The 17,390-nt window shown below is 65.0% G+C and carries 19 protein-coding genes, 1 pseudogene and 1 riboswitch; of the genes and pseudogenes, 6 read left to right on the top strand and 14 right to left on the bottom strand.

All coding sequences use genetic code 11. The annotated features are described in order from the left end of the window. Positions 1-217: 217 nt before the first annotated feature. From ACXJMY_RS09605 to ACXJMY_RS09620, 4 genes and pseudogenes are all read right to left on the bottom strand, one after another. Positions 218-361 (bottom strand): annotated as a pseudogene (locus ACXJMY_RS09605) (MFS transporter); the annotation flags it as partial. Continuing rightward, complete coding sequence (locus tag ACXJMY_RS09610) at positions 358-1,728, bottom strand: NAD(P)-binding domain-containing protein (RefSeq protein ID WP_456619083.1); 1,371 nt, start codon at positions 1,726-1,728, stop codon at positions 358-360. The pseudogene ACXJMY_RS09605 and the gene ACXJMY_RS09610, both read right to left, overlap by 4 nt. Before the next feature lie 49 nt (positions 1,729-1,777). Continuing rightward, complete coding sequence (locus ACXJMY_RS09615) at positions 1,778-2,095, bottom strand: ArsR/SmtB family transcription factor (RefSeq protein ID WP_456619084.1); 318 nt, start codon at positions 2,093-2,095, stop codon at positions 1,778-1,780. Between the two features lie 94 nt (positions 2,096-2,189). Next, positions 2,190-2,390, bottom strand: coding sequence for a GDCCVxC domain-containing (seleno)protein (locus ACXJMY_RS09620; protein ID WP_456619085.1), 201 nt, complete (start codon positions 2,388-2,390; stop codon positions 2,190-2,192). Between the two features lie 109 nt (positions 2,391-2,499). Here ACXJMY_RS09620 and ACXJMY_RS09625 point away from each other — a divergent pair, with 109 nt between their 5' ends. The 3 genes from ACXJMY_RS09625 to arsC are packed head-to-tail and all read left to right on the top strand — an operon-like array spanning position 2,500 to position 3,958. Continuing rightward, the gene (locus ACXJMY_RS09625; protein ID WP_456619294.1) at positions 2,500-2,859 is read left to right on the top strand and encodes an ArsR/SmtB family transcription factor; all 360 of its coding nucleotides are present in this window, start codon (positions 2,500-2,502) and stop codon (positions 2,857-2,859) included. Continuing rightward, a complete protein-coding gene (locus tag ACXJMY_RS09630; RefSeq protein ID WP_456619086.1) occupies positions 2,859-3,560 on the top strand; it encodes an aquaporin in 702 nt (233 codons plus the stop codon). Before ACXJMY_RS09625 ends, ACXJMY_RS09630 begins: the two co-directional genes overlap by 1 nt. Then, positions 3,557-3,958 (top strand): arsenate reductase (glutaredoxin), encoded by a 402-nt coding sequence (gene arsC, locus ACXJMY_RS09635; protein WP_456619087.1) that lies wholly within the window; start codon positions 3,557-3,559, stop codon positions 3,956-3,958. Before ACXJMY_RS09630 ends, arsC begins: the two co-directional genes overlap by 4 nt. Positions 3,959-4,001: 43 nt before the next feature. Here arsC and ACXJMY_RS09640 read toward each other — a convergent pair whose 3' ends face one another. The 3 genes from ACXJMY_RS09640 to ACXJMY_RS09650 form a co-directional block, all read right to left on the bottom strand. Next, positions 4,002-4,631, bottom strand: a complete 630-nt coding sequence (locus ACXJMY_RS09640; RefSeq protein ID WP_456619295.1) for an FMN-binding negative transcriptional regulator — start codon at positions 4,629-4,631, stop codon at positions 4,002-4,004. A 62-nt stretch (positions 4,632-4,693) separates the two neighbouring features. Further along, positions 4,694-6,196, bottom strand: a complete 1,503-nt coding sequence (gene pdxR / locus ACXJMY_RS09645; RefSeq protein ID WP_456619088.1) for a MocR-like pyridoxine biosynthesis transcription factor PdxR — start codon at positions 6,194-6,196, stop codon at positions 4,694-4,696. A gap of 193 nt (positions 6,197-6,389) precedes the next feature. Beyond that, entirely contained in the window at positions 6,390-7,217 is an 828-nt protein-coding gene (locus ACXJMY_RS09650; protein WP_456619089.1) for an MBL fold metallo-hydrolase, read from the bottom strand. A gap of 93 nt (positions 7,218-7,310) precedes the next feature. Here ACXJMY_RS09650 and ACXJMY_RS09655 point away from each other — a divergent pair, with 93 nt between their 5' ends. Beyond that, complete coding sequence (locus tag ACXJMY_RS09655; protein WP_456619090.1) at positions 7,311-8,207, top strand: LysR family transcriptional regulator; 897 nt, start codon at positions 7,311-7,313, stop codon at positions 8,205-8,207. On the opposite strand, the gene ACXJMY_RS09660 is transcribed toward ACXJMY_RS09655, so the two are convergent. Continuing rightward, positions 8,188-9,186, bottom strand: coding sequence for a quinone oxidoreductase family protein (locus tag ACXJMY_RS09660; protein ID WP_456619091.1), 999 nt, complete (start codon positions 9,184-9,186; stop codon positions 8,188-8,190). The two genes, ACXJMY_RS09655 and ACXJMY_RS09660, sit on opposite strands and share 20 nt — an antisense overlap. Positions 9,187-9,291: 105 nt before the next feature. Between ACXJMY_RS09660 and ACXJMY_RS09665 the strand changes: the two genes are divergently transcribed. Further along, a complete protein-coding gene (locus ACXJMY_RS09665; RefSeq protein ID WP_456619092.1) occupies positions 9,292-10,197 on the top strand; it encodes a LysR family transcriptional regulator in 906 nt (301 codons plus the stop codon). Between the two features lie 23 nt (positions 10,198-10,220). On the opposite strand, the gene ACXJMY_RS09670 is transcribed toward ACXJMY_RS09665, so the two are convergent. Both ACXJMY_RS09670 and ACXJMY_RS09675 read right to left on the bottom strand, forming a co-directional pair. Beyond that, positions 10,221-10,982, bottom strand: coding sequence for a hypothetical protein (locus ACXJMY_RS09670; protein ID WP_456619093.1), 762 nt, complete (start codon positions 10,980-10,982; stop codon positions 10,221-10,223). Positions 10,983-10,998: 16 nt separating this feature from the next. Then, a complete protein-coding gene (locus tag ACXJMY_RS09675) occupies positions 10,999-11,187 on the bottom strand; it encodes a hypothetical protein (RefSeq protein ID WP_456619094.1) in 189 nt (62 codons plus the stop codon). 254 nt (positions 11,188-11,441) lie between these two features. Here ACXJMY_RS09675 and ACXJMY_RS09680 point away from each other — a divergent pair, with 254 nt between their 5' ends. Continuing rightward, positions 11,442-12,416, top strand: coding sequence for a DUF2336 domain-containing protein (locus ACXJMY_RS09680; RefSeq protein WP_456619095.1), 975 nt, complete (start codon positions 11,442-11,444; stop codon positions 12,414-12,416). A gap of 38 nt (positions 12,417-12,454) precedes the next feature. On the opposite strand, the gene ACXJMY_RS09685 is transcribed toward ACXJMY_RS09680, so the two are convergent. The 4 genes from ACXJMY_RS09685 to ACXJMY_RS09700 form a co-directional block, all read right to left on the bottom strand. Then, entirely contained in the window at positions 12,455-13,735 is a 1,281-nt protein-coding gene (locus ACXJMY_RS09685; RefSeq protein WP_456619096.1) for a serine hydroxymethyltransferase, read from the bottom strand. Between the two features lie 33 nt (positions 13,736-13,768). Then, positions 13,769-13,854: riboswitch (ZMP/ZTP riboswitch) on the bottom strand. Between the two features lie 187 nt (positions 13,855-14,041). Beyond that, the gene (locus ACXJMY_RS09690) at positions 14,042-14,386 is read right to left on the bottom strand and encodes a DUF1491 family protein (RefSeq protein WP_456619097.1); all 345 of its coding nucleotides are present in this window, start codon (positions 14,384-14,386) and stop codon (positions 14,042-14,044) included. Between the two features lie 71 nt (positions 14,387-14,457). Further along, on the bottom strand, positions 14,458-15,165 hold the full coding sequence (locus tag ACXJMY_RS09695; protein WP_456619098.1) for a peptidoglycan-binding protein: 708 nt from the start codon (positions 15,163-15,165) through the stop codon (positions 14,458-14,460). Then, positions 15,158-17,095 (bottom strand): PAS domain-containing sensor histidine kinase, encoded by a 1,938-nt coding sequence (locus ACXJMY_RS09700; protein ID WP_456619099.1) that lies wholly within the window; start codon positions 17,093-17,095, stop codon positions 15,158-15,160. Before ACXJMY_RS09700 ends, ACXJMY_RS09695 begins: the two co-directional genes overlap by 8 nt. Positions 17,096-17,390: the final 295 nt, after the last annotated feature.

Here is a 17,390-nt window from a genome sequence, read left to right on the forward strand (position 1 = left end):
GAGGCACAGATGGGCGGAACGGAACAGCTCTGGGTTGATCTAGATCAATGCACTTCCGCTGCGGGTCACAAGCCGCCGAACATGTTCAAGGTGGGAGACTTCCGTTTTGCGTTGGTAAGCTGACGTTTATGAGTTACACGCCCAAGCCCGAGTTGCTCCACGTCGCCCGCGCCCCGAGCAGCCATGTCGAGCGCGGCGCCGGTGCCCCACGCTCCGGCGCAAGATCAAGATCGCGCGCGATCGGTGCGGCGAGAATGGCGGGGAGATAGGAGCTCGACGCCCACGCAACGGTCTGTGCGGTGCCGAGCGCCAATACAACGGCGAGCGGACCTCCAGCGTGGCCCGCAGGGACTCGCGTCATGAACAACCGCACCCCGCAGCGCCAGCCTTCTTGGCCGTTTCATCGGCAGCGCAGCAGGCCGACACATCTTCCTTCGCCGGCCCCCCGCAACATCCCGATGCGGCTTCGGCGCTCTCGACGCCACCGCGCGTGCAGACGCCGGTCTCCGGCAGCACCAGCTCGACTCTTGCCGCGGCCTCCTTGTCGCCGGCGATATCAGCCGCAATCGAGCGGACCTGCTCATAACCCGTCATCATGAGGAAGGTCGGAGCGCGGCCGTACGACTTCATGCCGGCCATGTAAAAACCTGCCTCATCATGCGCGAGCTCGCGCGCGCCGTGCGGGCGCACCGTCCCGCAGCTGTGCTCGTTGGGGTCGATGAGCGGCGCGAGAGCCAATGGCGCCTCGATCGCCGGATCGAGCCGCAGGCGCAGTTCTGACAGGAACGAAAAGTCGGGACGAAAGCCTGTCGACACGATCAGTTCGTCCGCGACCACGCTGCGCGCACCGCAACAGGAGCCGGAAGCGATCTTGAGGCGGCCTTCGAATTCCGACAGATGCGTGACGCCGAATTCGGTCTCTACCCTGATCCTCCCGGAAGCAACCAGCGCGGCGAAGGCGCTGCCGAGTTCACCGCGTGCAGCGAGCTTATCATTACGGCCGCCGCCAAAAGCCTTGGCGGGATCGGCGCCGCGCAACAGCCAGACGGGCTGCGTACCCGGCACCTCGTCGGCGAGATGCACGAGATCGATCAGCGTGCCCACGGCGGAGTGGCCGGCGCCGAGGACAGCAACGGTCTTCCCGGCATATCTCGCACGATCGCCACCGCGCACATCCGGCATGCCGTATGCGATGTGCTCGGTGCACTCGGGCTCGCCGATCGCCGGCAAGCCGTTGCGGCCGGCCGGATTGGGCGAGAACCATGTGCCGGACGTATCGATCACGGCGTCGGCGCGCAGCACTTCGGGGCCCTTGCCGTTCTGATAACGGATTTCGAAAGGCGCCTGCTCCCGCCCCTTGGTCTTCGCCTTGTCGAAGCCGACGCGACTGATCGCCGAGACCCGGCTCGACGTCCAGATCGCCTCGCGCAGCGGCGTTCGCGTCGCGAGCGGCGTCAGGTATCGCTCGAGCAGTTCGCCGCCGGTCGGATAGGATTGAGGGTCCGGCGAATTCCATCCCGTCGGCGCGAGCAGGCGCACCGCGGCCTTGTCGACATTGTACTCCCAGGGCGAGAACAGTTGGACGTGCTGCCACCGGCGCACCGCGTGCCCGGCCTCTCGCCCGGCCTCCAGCACAACGGGCGACATGCCGCGTTCGAGCACATGCGCGGCTGCAGCCAGGCCGACAGGCCCCGCCCCGATGATGGCAACTGTCTTGCCGTCGCTCATCTCGTTACTCCCATCATTCTAGAATCATCGAATAATTCGGCCGAAAAAATCAGGCTGCCGTCTTGGCATCCTTGCACTCGGCTTCGTCCGCGCAGCACTCCGACACCAGGAAATCGACCAGGCCCTGCATCGAATCGTAGTTCGCATGGCAGACCAGGGTCGTGGATTCGCGGACCTGACTGACGAGCCCGACAGCGACCAGAGACTTGATGTGGTGCGACAGCGTCGATGGCGGGATCTTCAGCTTGTCCTGCAGGCGGCCGACGGGCATGCCCGATCGGCCGGCGCGAACCAGGGCCCGGTAGATCTGAAGCCGTGTCCGATTGCCTAAGGCTTCCAGGCGTGCTGCTGCGTCGCCGATCTTCATGACACCAGGATGCTCCCGTTCGGATCTCTCTGTCAACCGTATTTCTAGAATATTGGAAATACGGGGAGCGAGCCACCGCCGGCTGACGCTGGCTCTAGCAACACCTGCCGTTCTGCTGGATCGGCGGACAAGGGACCGATCCGTACGAACAATAGACGCAGCAGTCGCCGCTTTTGGGCTTGAGCCTGGTCCCGCACCCCCTGCAATCGTAGAAGAACTGGCAGGCATCAGTCGGCATGGTTTCGGCTGACGTGTACCGACAGGCTGGACAGGTAATAATCGACTGCGTTTGCATTGGCCGGCTTCCGCGATCGCAAGACACGCGCATTCTAGTCATTCGCGCAACGCGGCCAAGTTCGGAAATCCGATTGACGCCCGGCTTTCATTTCTATAAATCTGGATATATGGAAGCTGAAGAAGCCGTCCTGGCGCTCGCCGCGCTGTCCCAATCGACCCGTCTGGAGGCGTTCCGGACGCTGGTCAGGCACGAGCCCGATGGCCTTGCCGCCGGCGACCTCGCACGCCAGCTGGAAGTCCCGCAGAATACGCTTTCGGCCCATCTGTCGATCCTGACGCGCGCGCAGCTGGTGACCTCGGAGCGGCACAGCCGTTCGATCGTCTACCGCGCCAACCTCGCCGAATTCCGGGACGTCGCGGTTTTCCTGCTGCGGGATTGCTGTGGCGGGCGACCGGAGGTCTGCGAGCCGGTCGTCGAAAGTCTTCAAGCCTGCTGCTCTCCAAAGCGAAAGGAGCGAAGCCGCTGATGGACAATTTCGACCTCTCGCGGCGCCTGGCCGCCGAAGCGCTCGGCACAGGTCTTCTCGTCGCCACCGTTGTAGGCTCCGGCATCATGGCCGAAACGCTGACCAGGGACGTGGCGCTTGCGCTGCTCTGCAACACCTTGCCGACCGGGGCCATTCTGGTTGTCCTGATCACCGTGCTCGGTCCGATCTCCGGCGCGCATTTCAATCCGGCGGTCACGCTGGTCTTCGCCGGCAAGCGCGAGCTGCCGTCGAATGAGGCCGCGCTTTACATCATCGCCCAGATCGCCGGCGGCATCGCGGGAACAATGGCCGCGCATCTGATGTTCGGGCTGCCGCTGCTCGACCTCTCGACGAAGGTCCGGACCGGAGGACCACAATGGTTCGCCGAAGCCGTCGCTGCCTTCGGGCTGGTTGCGACGATCCTCGCCGGCATCCGCTTTCAGAGGACGGCCGTCCCATGGCTGGTCGGCCTTTACATTACGGCGGCCTACTGGTTCACCGCCTCGACATCGTTCGCCAATCCGGCGGTCGCAATCGCAAGGTCCCTGACAAACACCTTTGCGGGCATTCGTCCTGGTGACCTGCCCGGATTCATTCTCGCCGAGCTCTGCGGGGCCATCGCCGGCATGCTGCTGATGAACTGGCTGCTCGGGCGCACCGATATGCGTGGCCCCGTTCCAATCGCGGAGACACAGAGATGACCGTCACGATCTACCACAATCCAGCTTGCGGAACCTCGCGCAACACGCTCGCCATGATCCGGCAGAGCGGCGCTGAGCCTGTCGTCATTGAATACCTCAAGACGCCGCCGTCGCGCGAAACGCTCAAGCAACTGACCGCGGCGATGGGAATCCCGGTCCGCGCCTTGCTGCGCGAGAAGGGTACGCCGTACAAGGAGCTCGGGCTGGACGACCCCAAATGGACGGACGATGAATTGCTCGACTTCATGATGGCGCATCCCATCCTCATCAACCGTCCGATCGTGGTCACCCCAAAGGGCACGCGATTGTGCCGGCCCTCCGAGGCCGTCATCGATCTCCTGAACGATCCCGTCGGCCGGTTCGTGAAGGAGGACGGCGAGGTGGTCGAAGCCCGATAGCTCGCATCGCCCGCGCCCCCAAGTCCTCAGGCCCAAAGACGCTTCACACCGGGACCTGGATCAAAGGAGCGACTTGCCGGTCCTGCGGATTTTCACTTGCCGCAAGCCCCGCCGCGACGCCGACGCGATCGGCTTCGGGACGGTTCTGGCTCATCTTGCGTTTGCCCTCGAACCGCACGACCGGAATGCGGATGCCCACGATTCCCCGCAACTGCGCTGCGATGAAATCAGCGGGAGCATCAGTGACGGCCCATGGCTTCGCGCGCGATCCTTCGTGCTTGTTGGTGAGGCGCGTTACCGCGTCGAGCAGCCGCTCGGGCTCCTGAAAGAACTCGACCGGACCGTAGGCGTGTACGGCGATGTAATTCCAGGTCGGCACCACCTTTCCGGTTTCCTGCTTGGTCGCATACCAGGACGGCGTCACGTAGGCCTCCGGCCCCGCGAAAATCGCCAGAGCTTCTCCGACCGGGGGCAGACGCCATTGCGGGTTGGCCTTTGCCAGATGCCCATACAGCGTTCCGTGCTCGCCCTCCGTCTCGTCGAGGAAGAGCGGCAATGGCGTCGCCACGGGGCCTTCGGCGGTGGCCGTCACGAGATTGGCGAGCCGGGCGTCGCGGATGATCGCCCGGATGCTATCGACGTCGTCGTCCTTGAAGGCGGGGGGTATATACATCGCTTCTCTCCGTTCCTGGTTCGGAGATAGCTGGAATCTGGCATACACAAAACTGCCAGTTCTCAAACTTTATTCTGGTCCAGTTTCCGATGTCGCCGGGGGGCGATTTCGTCGACGGCTTGAGCGAGAAGCTTGCAGCCCCGCTCGATCTGCCGCACGTCCAGCGCCGCGAAGCCCATGACGAAACCGACGACCTCCGGACGGCGGCGGCGCCCCTGCCCGCGCCGGTCGAACAGCGCCGAGACGGGGTAGACGCCCACGCCTTTCGACCGGGCTGCCTCCATCAGCGCTGCTTCGTATTCCAAGGCCAGATCGCGAAACCACGCCACGACGTGCAAGCCGGCATCCGCGCCGTCGATCCGGATCCGATCGCCGAACCAGTGGCGCAAGGCATCGAGCAGCGCCTGCCGGCGTTCAGCATTGCGCCTGCGGACCCGCCTGACATGGCTGTCGTAGGCGCCGCTCTCCAGCATCGTGGCGAGCGCCTCCTGTTCAGCCCGGGGCGTGTGCCGATCCATGATCTGCTTGGCCGCGCTGAACAAGGGTCGCAGCCCGGGGGGCACCACCAAATAGCCGATCCTCAACGTCGGCGACAACGTCTTGGATACCGTGCCGAGATAGATGACGTTGCCGCTGCCTTCCAGCGCATGAAGAGGCGGGACCGGCTTGGTGTCGTATCGATACTCACTGTCGTAATCGTCTTCGATCACGACGGCGTCGGCCCGGGCCGCCCATGCCAGCAGCTGTTGCCGGCGTCCTATCGGCAAGACGCCACCCAGCGGATATTGATGCGACGGCGTCACGTAAGCGAGCCGGGCTTCGACCGTCGCAAGGCGCGCCGTTTCCAGACCGTCTCTGTCGACCGCAATCGGCACCGCGACGGCACCGGTGGCCGAGAAGGCGAACCTCGCCATCAGGTAGCCCGGATCCTCCATGACGAAGCGGTCGCCGGCGCTGAGCAGCAGCCGCGCGCAAATATCGAGCCCTTGCTGCGATCCGTTCACGACGACGATCTGGTCGACATCGCATCGCACGCTCCTCGAGCGCCAGAGATAGCCCTGGAGCGCCCTGCGGAGCCTCGGCGATCCGCAAGGATCCTCATAGGCCATGCGCTCGGTCCGACGGTTCAACGCGGCGACCATGGCCTTCTTCCACGCGAGTATCGGGAAGTCCGACGGCGACAGGTCGCCGTATCTGAAGTTTGCAAGCAGGCCGCGCGCCGGTTCGATCCAGCGAGGCGGGTCTTGTCGCAGTCGCTCGCCGAATTTCGAAAGCCGCAGATTGCGCGCCGAGGGCCTGGATGCGGCGCGGACGCGTCCTCTCTCGACGACGGCACGGGCAACGCGCGGCCGCGCGCCATGGCGGATCTCGATAAAACCTTCCGCCGCGAGCTGCTCGTAGGCCACCGTCACGGTCGTGCGCGAGACGCCCAGTTCGCCGGCGAGGGCGCGGGACGACGGCAGCAGGCCGTCGACGCCGTACACCCGCGCCATGATCTGGTCCTTCAGCGTGTCGTAGATTTGGCGGGCTCCCATTCGCCCGGCGCGACGTCTGATCTGGACCATTCGATATCCGCAAGAGACTTCGATCTCCTGCGCCAGTGTGCGGCGAAGCGGGACGAAAACCAAGCGGCTGTTGTCGAAATGCGGTATTCACCGGCCGCGTCGGCTTCGGCTGCCGTCGCGTACGTCACCGGCGAGCGCCCGATAGGCCGCTTGGGCAAGACCGAGGCGCCTGGTCGAACCCAATCATCACATCCTAATGCCGGCCGCACCGGCAGTTCTCGTAATCGACGGGATCATGGCTGTTGAAGATGGTGACGCGGTCGCCATGGCCGAGCTTCAGCGCGCGCAGCCGCGCCTGGTTGGCGATCCGTAGCTTCCGGTCCATGTCGGCCCGGCGCTGGAAATAGCCGAGCACCAGCGGCATGCGCGGGGACGGATCGAGCTGGGCATGATGGAAATAGCTGTCGCCGGCATGCAGCAGCCATGTGTCGCCGATGCGCACCGCAATGCCGCAATGGCCGAGCGTGTGGCCCGCGAGCGGGATCATCAGGATGTCGCCTTCCCGGTCGCCCAGCGCGCGTACGCCCTTGAAGCCGAACCAGTCCTCGCCGGCCTCATCATAGAACGTCCAGCCCGGTCCGTGGCTCCACTGCCCGGTGACGTAGCGCCCTTCGGGCGGCGCGGGCTTGCGCAGCACCGCCATGTCGTATTCGACGCGGTGCACGTGGATCGCGGCGTGGGGAAAGTCAGGCACGCCACCGGCGTGGTCGCGGTCGAGATGGGTCAGCAGCACGTGGCGCACATCCGTGGGCGAATAGCCGAGCGCCTTCACCTGCTGCACCGCCGTCTCCGACGGATCGAGCCTTGGCGCGGTCTGCCGCAGCCATCGCCGTCCCAGTCGTTCGGGCGCTGCGATATCGCCAAGCCCGATGCCGGTATCGACCAGGGCGAGCCCGTCATTGGTCTCGATCAGCAGGCAATGGCAGACCATGCGGGCCCGCTGGAACAGGCCGCCGGTGCCGTTCACCAGGCGGCGGCCGATCGGGCACATCGTGCCGGTGTTGAGATGATGGATTTTCACGGAAGACCTCGCCGTTTGTGACCAGGGCGTTCTTGTCATCCTTCAATCCATAGGTAAAATATCGAATATTGATGATATCTCTAGGCCGATCCTATGGACATCCGCGAGCTTCGCTACTTCTCCGCCGTCTACCGCGCGCGCAATTTGACCGCGGCGGCGCGCGCATGCTTCGTGTCGCAGCCGTCGATCTCCACCGCGATCACCCATCTGGAGGCCGAGCTCGGCACCACGCTGTTCATCCGCCACAAGAAGGGCGTCGCGCCGACCGCCTCGGCCGAGCAGTTTCACGCCGTTGCCCGCCGCATCATCGACGAGGCCGATGCCGCGCGCAGCCTGTTCAGGAAGCCGAGCACGAAGGCCACGCTGACGCTCGGCCTGATGCGCACGCTCGACGTGCCCAGAACGATCGCGCTGCTGAAGCCGCTGACGGCGCGCGCGGACATCGCGCTCCGCCTGGTCGGCCACGACGAGCGCGCCGATGCGCGGATCATCTCCAAGACCATGCTGCGCAGCGACGAGCATTTCGTCGCGCTGTGGAGCGAGCGCTATGTCGCGGCGCTGCCGCCGTCGCATCCGCTGACGCTCAAGGACAAGCTTCGCGCCGCCGATCTCGCCGGCGCGGCCCTGATCGACCGCTGCCATTGCGAGCAAAGCGAGTTCTTCGGCCGCAATGCGCAACGCCGCCAGCCCGCCGCGATCGCGCAATCGGAGGATTGGGCGATGGCGCTGGTCGCGGCCGGAATCGGCATCGCCATCGTCCCGGAAGGCGWGGCGCGCGGCAATCCGGACGTCGCCGTGCGCGAGATCGAGGTCAAAGTCAGGCGCGAGGTCGGCCTCGCCTATCGCGCATCAGTGCCGCTGGCGGACGCGCTGAAGGATTTCGTCGGGAAGCTGCAGAAGCAGCGGCGTAGCGGAAGCCGATCGCGCCCTGATGCCCGTAAAACGTCCCGGCGCGGACGCGGCGCGCGTGTCAGCGCTGCGCGTGCATGAGCACGCGACCGAACGGCCGATCCTCAATCAGGAAGCGGACGGCTTCGGCCGCCTCGGACATGGGGAATACCTTGCCGATCGTGGGCTGCAGCGTCCCCTCCTTCAGGTATTGCAGAAGCTCGGCGCTGGCGGCAGCGACCGTTTGCGAAGTGAAAAGTCTGAACGTGAATCCACGGATGGTCGCGGCCTTCCAGATCACGTCCGTCACGTCGACCTTCGCCTCGCGTCCTCCGGCGTAACCGGCGATCACGACCGTGCCGCCAAAGGCAAGCGAGGATAGCGCGTCGGCGGTCAGGTTGCCGCTCACCCCATCCACGACAACGTCCACGCCCTTGCCCTCCGTCATGCGAAGCACGCCTTCCTTGAGGCTCTCCCTGGAGAGATCAATGACATGCTCGTAGCCAGCCGCGCGCGCCCGTTCGGCTTTTTGCGTATTGCCGGCGGTAGAGATCGTCAGGGACGCGCCGAGGCGGCGCGCGACCTGCACCGTTTCCATCCCGACCGCGCCGCCAATGGCGGGCGCCAGCACCGTTTGCCCCGGCCTGAATTTTGCGAGTTCCGTCAGCGCCAGATAGCCCGTCAGATATCCCGCCCCCGCCAGATAGGCCGCGGCGTGATCGTCATCGACATTGTCGGGAATGTGTGAGAGGCCCGCAGCGGGCGCGGCCACGAACTCACGCCAGGTGCCGTCGGCCGTGATGCCGAAGCCGGGCCCTCTGACGAACACGCGATCGCCGACATTGAAGCCGTCGCTCTTGCCCTGGACAACCGTGCCCACGCCCGTCTGACCGCCGATTCGGGGCAGGTTTTGCGGCGTCGCCGCATAGTAGTGACCCGAGCGGAATGTGTTGTCCAAAGGGTTGATGCCGACCGTATGCATCTGGACGATGACCTCGCCGGCGCGAGCTTCGGGGCGCGGGAGCTCGACCAGGCGATTTTGGCTGTAGTCTCCGTAGGACTGATACTGGATCGCTTTCATGGCTTTGCTCTCTGCCTGCACGTTGCGCTTGCGTTGATCTAATGCCTTCCAGATCTGAGTGATACCGACTAAGATGGGAACACAACTTTCAAATATGGAAGGCTTATGGATCGACTGGAAGCCATGGCGATCCTGGTGGCCGCGGCTGACACCGGCAGCCTTTCGGCCGCGAGCCGTCACCTGCGCATCCCTCTTGCGACGGTCAGCCGAAGGGTCTCGGACCTGGAGGAGCACCTGAACGTTCGCCTGCTCCACCGGGGCGGCCGCAAGCTCGTGCTGACCGACATTGGGCGCAGCTATGTCGCCTCATGCCGGCGGATCGTGGAGGAGATCGCGGAAGCCGAACGTACGGCGTCTGGGGAATACCACGCGCCTCAGGGCGAGCTGATCATCACCGCGCCCTCGGTGCTTGGCCGCAGCCATCTCTTGCCGATTGTCGTGGAGTTTCAACGCGTCTTCCCGGACATCCGGATGCGGATGCAGCTCACCGATCGATACGTCAACCTTGTCGAGGAGCATGTCGACCTTGCCGTGCGCATCGGGGAGCTACCGGACAGCAGCACGATCAGCACGCGGGTCGGGGCAATCAGCCTCGTCCTGTGCGCCAGTCCCGCCTATCTGAAGAAACGTGGCACGCCGAAACGGCCCGCCGATCTCGTTGCGCATGATTGCGTGGTTCAGTCGGCGCACGCCACGTCGTCCGATTGGAAGTTCTTGACCGGAGAAGCCGTACAGACGATCCAGGCCCCGTGTCGGCTCGCAGTCAACCTTGGCGAGGCAGCGGTGGCCGCTGCGATCGCCGGTGCCGGAATTGCGCGGGTCCTGTCGTACCTCATCGATGATGAGTTGAAGGCACGAACTCTGGTGAAGCTGTTGAGCGCTTACGACCCGCCTCCCATGCCCGTCAGCCTGATCTATCCGAGCCAGCGCCAGGTGCCGTTGAAGTTGCGCGCCTTCCTGGACTTCGCGATTCCACGGTTGCGAAGGCGGCTCGGCTACAAGGGCACGTAGGTGATGGAAGCCAAGGGCATGCGTCAGCCCTTCGAGATGACCGCGCGGCCGTAGGGCGGCTGCGCTTGAACTGGCGGGTTGGCGGTCTGGGCCGCGAGCTCGCCGATCAGGCGGTCGGCGTCGGCGGCCATGCCGTCGGGCGCCTGGATCACCAGCCGCTCCAGCGCCCAGCGATAGGACGAGACGCGCTGCTCCAGGCATTGCTGCACCCACTGCACGATCAGCGAGTTCTCCTGCATGCGCTCGATCGCATCGGCCTTCTCCCTCGGCGAGAGCTCGGAGACGCGCGCCATGCTGGCATTGCGCTTCCTGTCGAGGTCGATGACGCGGATCGCGGAGGCAAAGAACGGCTCGAAGCGGGTGATGTCGTTGCGCACGTCCTCGATCAGCTGCGCATAGCGCGAGGAATGCGAGCGATGCGGCTCGTCGATCAGCGTGCGTCCGTACATGGTGCGGTCGAACACGATTGTCTGGCGCCAGGGCGACGGCAGCGCCTTGTAGTCGCCGAACACGCTCTTCCATGCGGGGCGCGACAGCGGCGGCTCGATCAGGGGATAAGCGAGGTCGCGAAGCTGACGCTCTTCGTCGGTGAGCTGGAATTGCGACGGTTTCAGGCCGACGCTGGAGGTGACTTCAGCGCCCAGCCAGCGATGCATGTCGTCGCTGCGCATGTCGGCGCGGGTGCGGCCGAAATCGCCGCCGCTACAGGCAGCGAGTGTCGCGCCTAGCAGCGCGAGCACGATGGCCGATACGAAAGGTCGGATCTGGCGGATGGGGTCCGGCATTGCAAGAAGCCGGACGTCAGCGGCGGCGACGACGGCGCCCCGGCGCTGTGCCCGCTTCCGGCCCACGATCGCCGCTGGTTTCGTCCGCCTCGCGTTCGATACGGATCACGGGAAGGATCAGGATCGTTCCCATTCCCGCGCGCGGAGCGACGTCCCCCGACGAGCCCACCCGGCGACCGGCCGGAAATTCAATGATGGTCCCCATGTCAGCTCTCTTCTATTGCCGCGCGACCAAACGCGCTCGTGCAACATGGGATCATTAAGATCAGTTCATGGTTAACGGGGTGTAAACAGGCGGGGCGGACCGTAACCGCACGGGGCGTGCGCGGGCCGTCCCGTTGCGGCACGACAACGGCTGAAATGACGCGTTGGGCTTCACGTCTCGTTTTCCTTAACGAGGCTTTAAACGAACCTGCGATAGGCTGCGGCACCAGTCTCTTCCGAGTTGCGTACGCCTCAATGACCAAGTCGCTGTTTCCCGGATTCGACGGGCTGATGACCCTCTCCCGTCGCGAGGGCGTCGATGTTCGTCCGACGCTGCTGCGCGTGCTGACCGACCTCTATGTCCAGACGCGCGTCCATAGCGATGACGAACAACGTCAGTTTATCGAGCTTGCGACGCGGCTGATCGACCAGGTCGACGATGCGACGCGCGCCTCCGTCAAGGCGAAGCTGGCGATTTACCCGCAGACGCCGGTCCCGGTCCTGCAGAAACTCGGGTTGGTCGCGACCCAGGATGGCCGCAGGGTTCCGCTCGCACGCGAAATACCCGCACGCGCGTCCGCCCCCTCGCCGGCTCGCACGCCGACCGACGCGGAATTGCGCATGGCCGCGAGCATGGCGATGCAGCCGAAGGACGCGGCCGAGATCCACGACATGTTCTTCGGCGCCGATGCGTCCCAGCGCGCGCTGATCCTGCACAATCTGGCGGAGACCCCGCTGAAGGCCGCGCCGCGGATTCCGACCGTGCGCGCCAAGCGCGCGATCCAGATCCTGGAGATGGCGGCGATCGCGGGCGACGCCGAGAATTTCACCTTCGAGCTCGGCGACAGCCTGATCCTGTCCTCGCGCGTCGCAGCCGAGATCGTCGACGATCCCGGCGGCGAAGCGCTGGCGGTTGCCGCGCGCGCGCTCGACATGCCGAGTCCGAACTTCCAGCGCATCCTGTTGTTCTTCAAGCCGGAGATCGGCACGTCCGTGGACGCGGTCTACCGGCTGTCGCGGCTCTATGACCGCCTCGCCGACCGCTCCGCACTGGTGATGCTGGCGGCCTGGCGCGGCTCGACGCTCGCCGTCACACGCGCGAAGTACCAGCCGACGCTGCATGACAGCGAACGTCAGCGCGCGCGTTCCAGTGCAAGCCAGACGCGGCCAGGCGTGCAGCCCGGCTCCGCGCCTGCGGTGCGGACGGGCACCGACGGATCGGACCGCTAGGACGCGGACTGAAGTTGCGGTTGCTGGCGTGCAGCCGATCAGTTCGGCCCGGAGCCAGGCACCACGCCTGGAACAGGAAAAGCCCGGCACATCTCGACGCACTCTGACCTGAGGCGCGCGACGACCATATCGTCTCCGTTCGCCTGCAGAGCCGCCGCAATGAGCTCGCCGATACGACGCATTTCGGATTCTCCCATGCCACGCGTGGTCGCCGCCGGTGTCCCAAGGCGAATACCGCTCGGCCTCAGCGGCGGGCGCGGATCGTCCGGAATAACTTGCTTGTTGGTGGTGATGGCTATGGCATCGAGCACGTCCTCGGCTGCTCGCCCGTCCAGTCCGACGGATGCCACCGTATCGACGACCATCATGTGATTGTCCGTCCCGTCCGTGACCAGCTTCATCCCTCGCTCCATCAGCGCACCGGCAAGAACCTTCGCGTTGCGCAAGACCTGCCGCGCGTAAACCTGGAAATCCGCGGTCGCCGCCTGCTTGAGCGTCACGGCGATCCCGGCCACCACGTTCATGTGAGGTCCGCCCTGTAAACCGGGAAAGACGGAAGCATCGATCCGACCGGCATTTTCCTTCCGGCACAGGATGATCCCCCCACGGGGGCCGCGCAGTGTCTTGTGAGATGTCGTCGTCATGACGTCGAAGCCGGCATCAAGCGGATTGCGCATGACATTGGCGGCAACCAATCCGCCATAGTGGCTCACGTCAGCCATCGTGAGCGCGCCAACTTCATCGGCAATACTCTTGAATGCCGCATAGTCCAGGTCGCGCGGATAGGAGCTGTAGCCGCACAACACCATCTTCGGACGCGCTTCACGCGCAATCGCGCGCAATTCGTTGAAGTCTATCGCGCCGCCGCTTGACGGGGCGGTCTTGTAGCGAATGAAGTTGAACAAGCGCCCCATGTGGGACACCGGCGCGCCGTGGGTGAGATGACCGCCGTGGGACAGGTCCATCGCGAGAATGGTGTCGCCGGGATTTAATAGGCCGAGATAGACGGCCTGGTTCATCGGTGATCCGGAAAGAGGCTGAACGTTGGCGTGCTCGGCACGAAAAAGCGAGCAGGCCCGCCGGCGCGCGAGGTTCTCAATTTCGTCCGTATACTGCTGGCCGCCGTAGTATCTGCGTCCCGGATATCCCTCGGAATATTTATTGGTGAAGACAGATCCGAGCAGTTCAAGCACCTCCGGGTAGGTGTAATTCTCGGACGGAATCAGTTCGACGCCGTCCTGTTGACGGCGCTCCTCCCCCACAAGGGCGGCGGCGATCTCTTGATCGTTGGCGGACAGCTCATTGCGAAATGACGGCATGCTCGGGCTCCTCAACACGCTGTTTTCCAGCAGTTTGGTTGCCCAGGCGATCGGCGTTGGAACCCTTCGCGCTTCACCGTGGTCGATTCCACGTTAGCTCGCCAGTCGCGCGATAGGACGAATGAGCACGGAGACTCTTCGTAAAGTAGAACTTAGCCAACCTGCGGACCTTCCGCAACTACCAGGTCGTGCGGCCCCTTGCGGATAAGCCTGAGAAAGAGCGCCCCGAATGGATGTCTAAACCAAAGCGAATGGTGCCGGCGGAAGCGAATTCTCAAGAAACTTCCGCAACGAGCCACCCCCTGGTCAGGTCTTCGCCAGTTCGAGAAAATGCCGGCCCGCGCGGTCCTCGGTCTCGACGATCCAGGCATCGGGATCGAAGCGAATTTCCTTGGTCAGGCGCTCCTCGACCGCAGGCTCCGGCATCGGTTGCAGCGCGGCCGGCACGAAGAAGCGATCGACCGGCCGGCCGTCGTCATAGACGGTCTGCGGCGCCGGCACATACAGCATCGCATTGCCGTCGAGGAGGGCGACTTTCACGAACACCGCACCTGCCTCCTCGGCGCCGCGACGGCGCACCGCGCCGAACACGCCCTCGGTCTGGCACCGGCGCAAGTAAGCCGCGACCCATATGTTTGATTTCAACCGCATGAATCGCACGATAGGCCAGTGCCGCAATCAGCACCAGCCTTCGAGCACCAGCCTTGGCGCAAGCCCAGCGATTATTCGACGGGATGGCCGATCGCGGCGCCGAGCTCGCGCAGCAGGCGATCGGACACCTGGCCGGTGACCTGCATCTTGTGCTCGCGCTCGAACTTCTGGATCGCGGACTGGGTCTCGCCGCTCATCGTGCCCGTGACCTTCAGCTGGCCATAGCCATATTCGGACAGCGCGCGCTGCACGCCGGCGATGCGCCGCGCGGCCGGGCTCTGCGGCACCGGAATCGGCGCCGGCGGACGCGCGACGGCAACGGAGGGCGACGTCGTGGCCTTGACCAAATTGGTCATGGGATCGCCCGCGCGCGACGTCGACGCGGTGGCCTCGACGGGCTTCTCGGGCGGCTTCTCGGCCGCTCTCTCGGCAGGCTTGGGCTCGACGCGGAACTCGGTCGCCTTCGGCTCGAGCGGCGACGTATCGGCACCGACGGGGCGCGCGCGCGGCAAGGGATTGGCCTGCGGAACGGACGACGGCATCGGAAGATTGATCACGGTGCCGAACATCGGCGCCGGATGCCGGCCGGTCTGGAGGAACAGCGCATTGGCGACGATGGCACCGATGGCGGCGACCGCGACCAGCCCGGCCAGCGTGTCCTTGGGACTGTAAAGCAGAACGCGCATCGCCAGATTGCGTTCGGTCTCGATGTCCACGACCGCGGCCTTGGCGCCACGGCGGCGCGGAGCAGCGTCGTTCTTTGCAGACTTTCTAGGCACTTTTCTTCACCAAAGCAGGTTGGTCCTGAGGTTGACCTTGAAGTTGATCCTGAGTGTCCTGGCGCAGCACCGGCGTCAGCGTCGCGATATTGCTCTCGGGCGCCTTTTTATCGAGCGTCTTGGCCTGCGGCGGCGTGTAGACGAGCGGCAGCTTGACGGTGACGGCGGTGCCCTCGCCGAGCCTGCTTTGTACCGTCAATTCACCGAGATGCAATGCCACCAGGCTCTTCACGATCGAAAGTCCGAGGCCGGTGCCTTCGTGACGACGCTGATAGGTCTTGCCGGCCTGGAAGAACGGCGCGCCGATGCGCTTGAGATCGTCGGGCGCGATGCCGACGCCGGTGTCGCTGACGTGCAGCGTGAGCTGCGATCCCGACGCCACGGCGGCAACGGAGACTTGACCGCCGCGCTCGGTGAACTTGATGGCGTTGGCGACGAGATTGAGCACGATCTGCTTGAAGGCGCGCGGATCGCCGGTCATCACCGGCAAATCCTGCGGCGCATCGGTGACCAGATCGATGCCGTTCTCCCGCGCCTTCAGCGCAAGCAGGTTGCAGCAGTGCAAGAGCGATGAGCGGGGCGCGAACGGCTCCGACGCAATCTCGAAATTGCCCGATTCCATCTTGGACATGTCGAGGATGCCGTTGACCACCGACAGCAGATGCTGGCCGGAATCGTTGATGAGCTGGGCGTATTCCTTGCGCTGGGCCGCGCCCAGCATCAGCGTCTGCTCCTGTGCGATCATCTCGGAGAAGCCGATGATGGCGTTGAGCGGCGTGCGCAGCTCGTGGCTCATGGTGGCGAGGAACCGGGTCTTGGCGGCGTCGGCCGCTTCCGCGGCGCTGCGCGCCTGATCCAGCGCCTGCTCCCCAAGCTTGCGATCGGTGACGTCGCGCATCACGGCGACGACGTCGACCTCGCGCGCGACAGGACGGTCAAGATCGTGACGGTCAAGATTCTGGCGGTCAAGATTGCGGTCAGGATTCTTGCGACCCGGATCCAGCTCGAGCGGCCGGCAGCGCATCTCGACCCAGATGAAGTCGACGTGAATATCGGCTTGGCCGCGCTCGAGGCCGGCCCTCTCCCGCCGCAGCCGGAACTCGACGCTGCGGACGTCGCCGCGCGCGGCATCCGAGAGCGCCGTGAGATAGGCCGGGCGATCGGCGACATGGACGCGGTCGAACAGGCCGTGGCCGAGCAGCCGCGCAACGGGCATGCCGAGCAAGGCCTCGACCGCGGGCGAGATGAATTGCACCGCGCCGTTGCGCTGATGCCGTGAAATGACGTCGCTCATGTTGCGCGCCAGCAGGCGGTAGCGGTCCTCCTCGCGCGACAGCAGCGCGACGCTGGTGCGCGCGAGCGATTCCGCGCCGAAGGCGAGACCCGCGGCGTAGAGCGTTGCCGAGGCGACGCCAAACGCCATCAGCACGCCGCGTTCCGCGGCGCTCGCATCTGCGGGCGGCAGCCAGCCGAACTGACTGACGAGAATCAGGATCCCCGCGCAGGACAGCGCCAGCAGCGAGGCGAAGGCCGCGACGCGGCGCGAGGCCGACAGCGCGGCTTCGAGGGGAACCACCACCAGCCAGATCGCGGCAAATGATTCGATGCCGCCGGTCGTGGCCGCGATCGACATGATCAGGCCGGCGAGCGCCAGCGACGACAGCACGTGAGCGCCTTCGTAGCGGCCGGTGCGCGACAGGAACCAGGACAGCAGAATTGGCGCGATCAGCCACGCGAAGGCGGCGACCTCGATCGCGCTCGGCGCGCCGCGCATGGCGAGATAGACGGGAAATGCAGCGAAGGCGGCCAGGCTGCCCAGCAGCCTCGGCGCCATGAAGGCACGATGGCGCGCCCGCGTCAGCGCATCGTAACGCGCGGAGGGATGCAGCAGCGCATCGAGACAATCGCGGATGATACTCAAAACTGTCACGGGTCTCGCGCTTCGGCTCAATCGTCGAGAAGACGCGCCGGAACGCCTCCTTATCGTTGAGCCACCGTGTCAGAGCGACCTTAAACGAGTGCTAAGGCGGCCCCGCCTGCCGCCGCACACCGTGTCATCGCGGAGATTTTTAGACGATTTTGCGACGTCTTCCGCGGGGATGGTGAACACAGGGTTTCGCGGCCGGCCTCATGGTTTCGAATTGGTGGATTTTGCAAGCCGGAAGATCACGGGCGCGCGCGTCAATCGAAAATTTACCAGGCCGTCAGCAGCAAACAATTTCGCG

The organism is Bradyrhizobium sp. P5_C12, assembly GCF_054049735.1.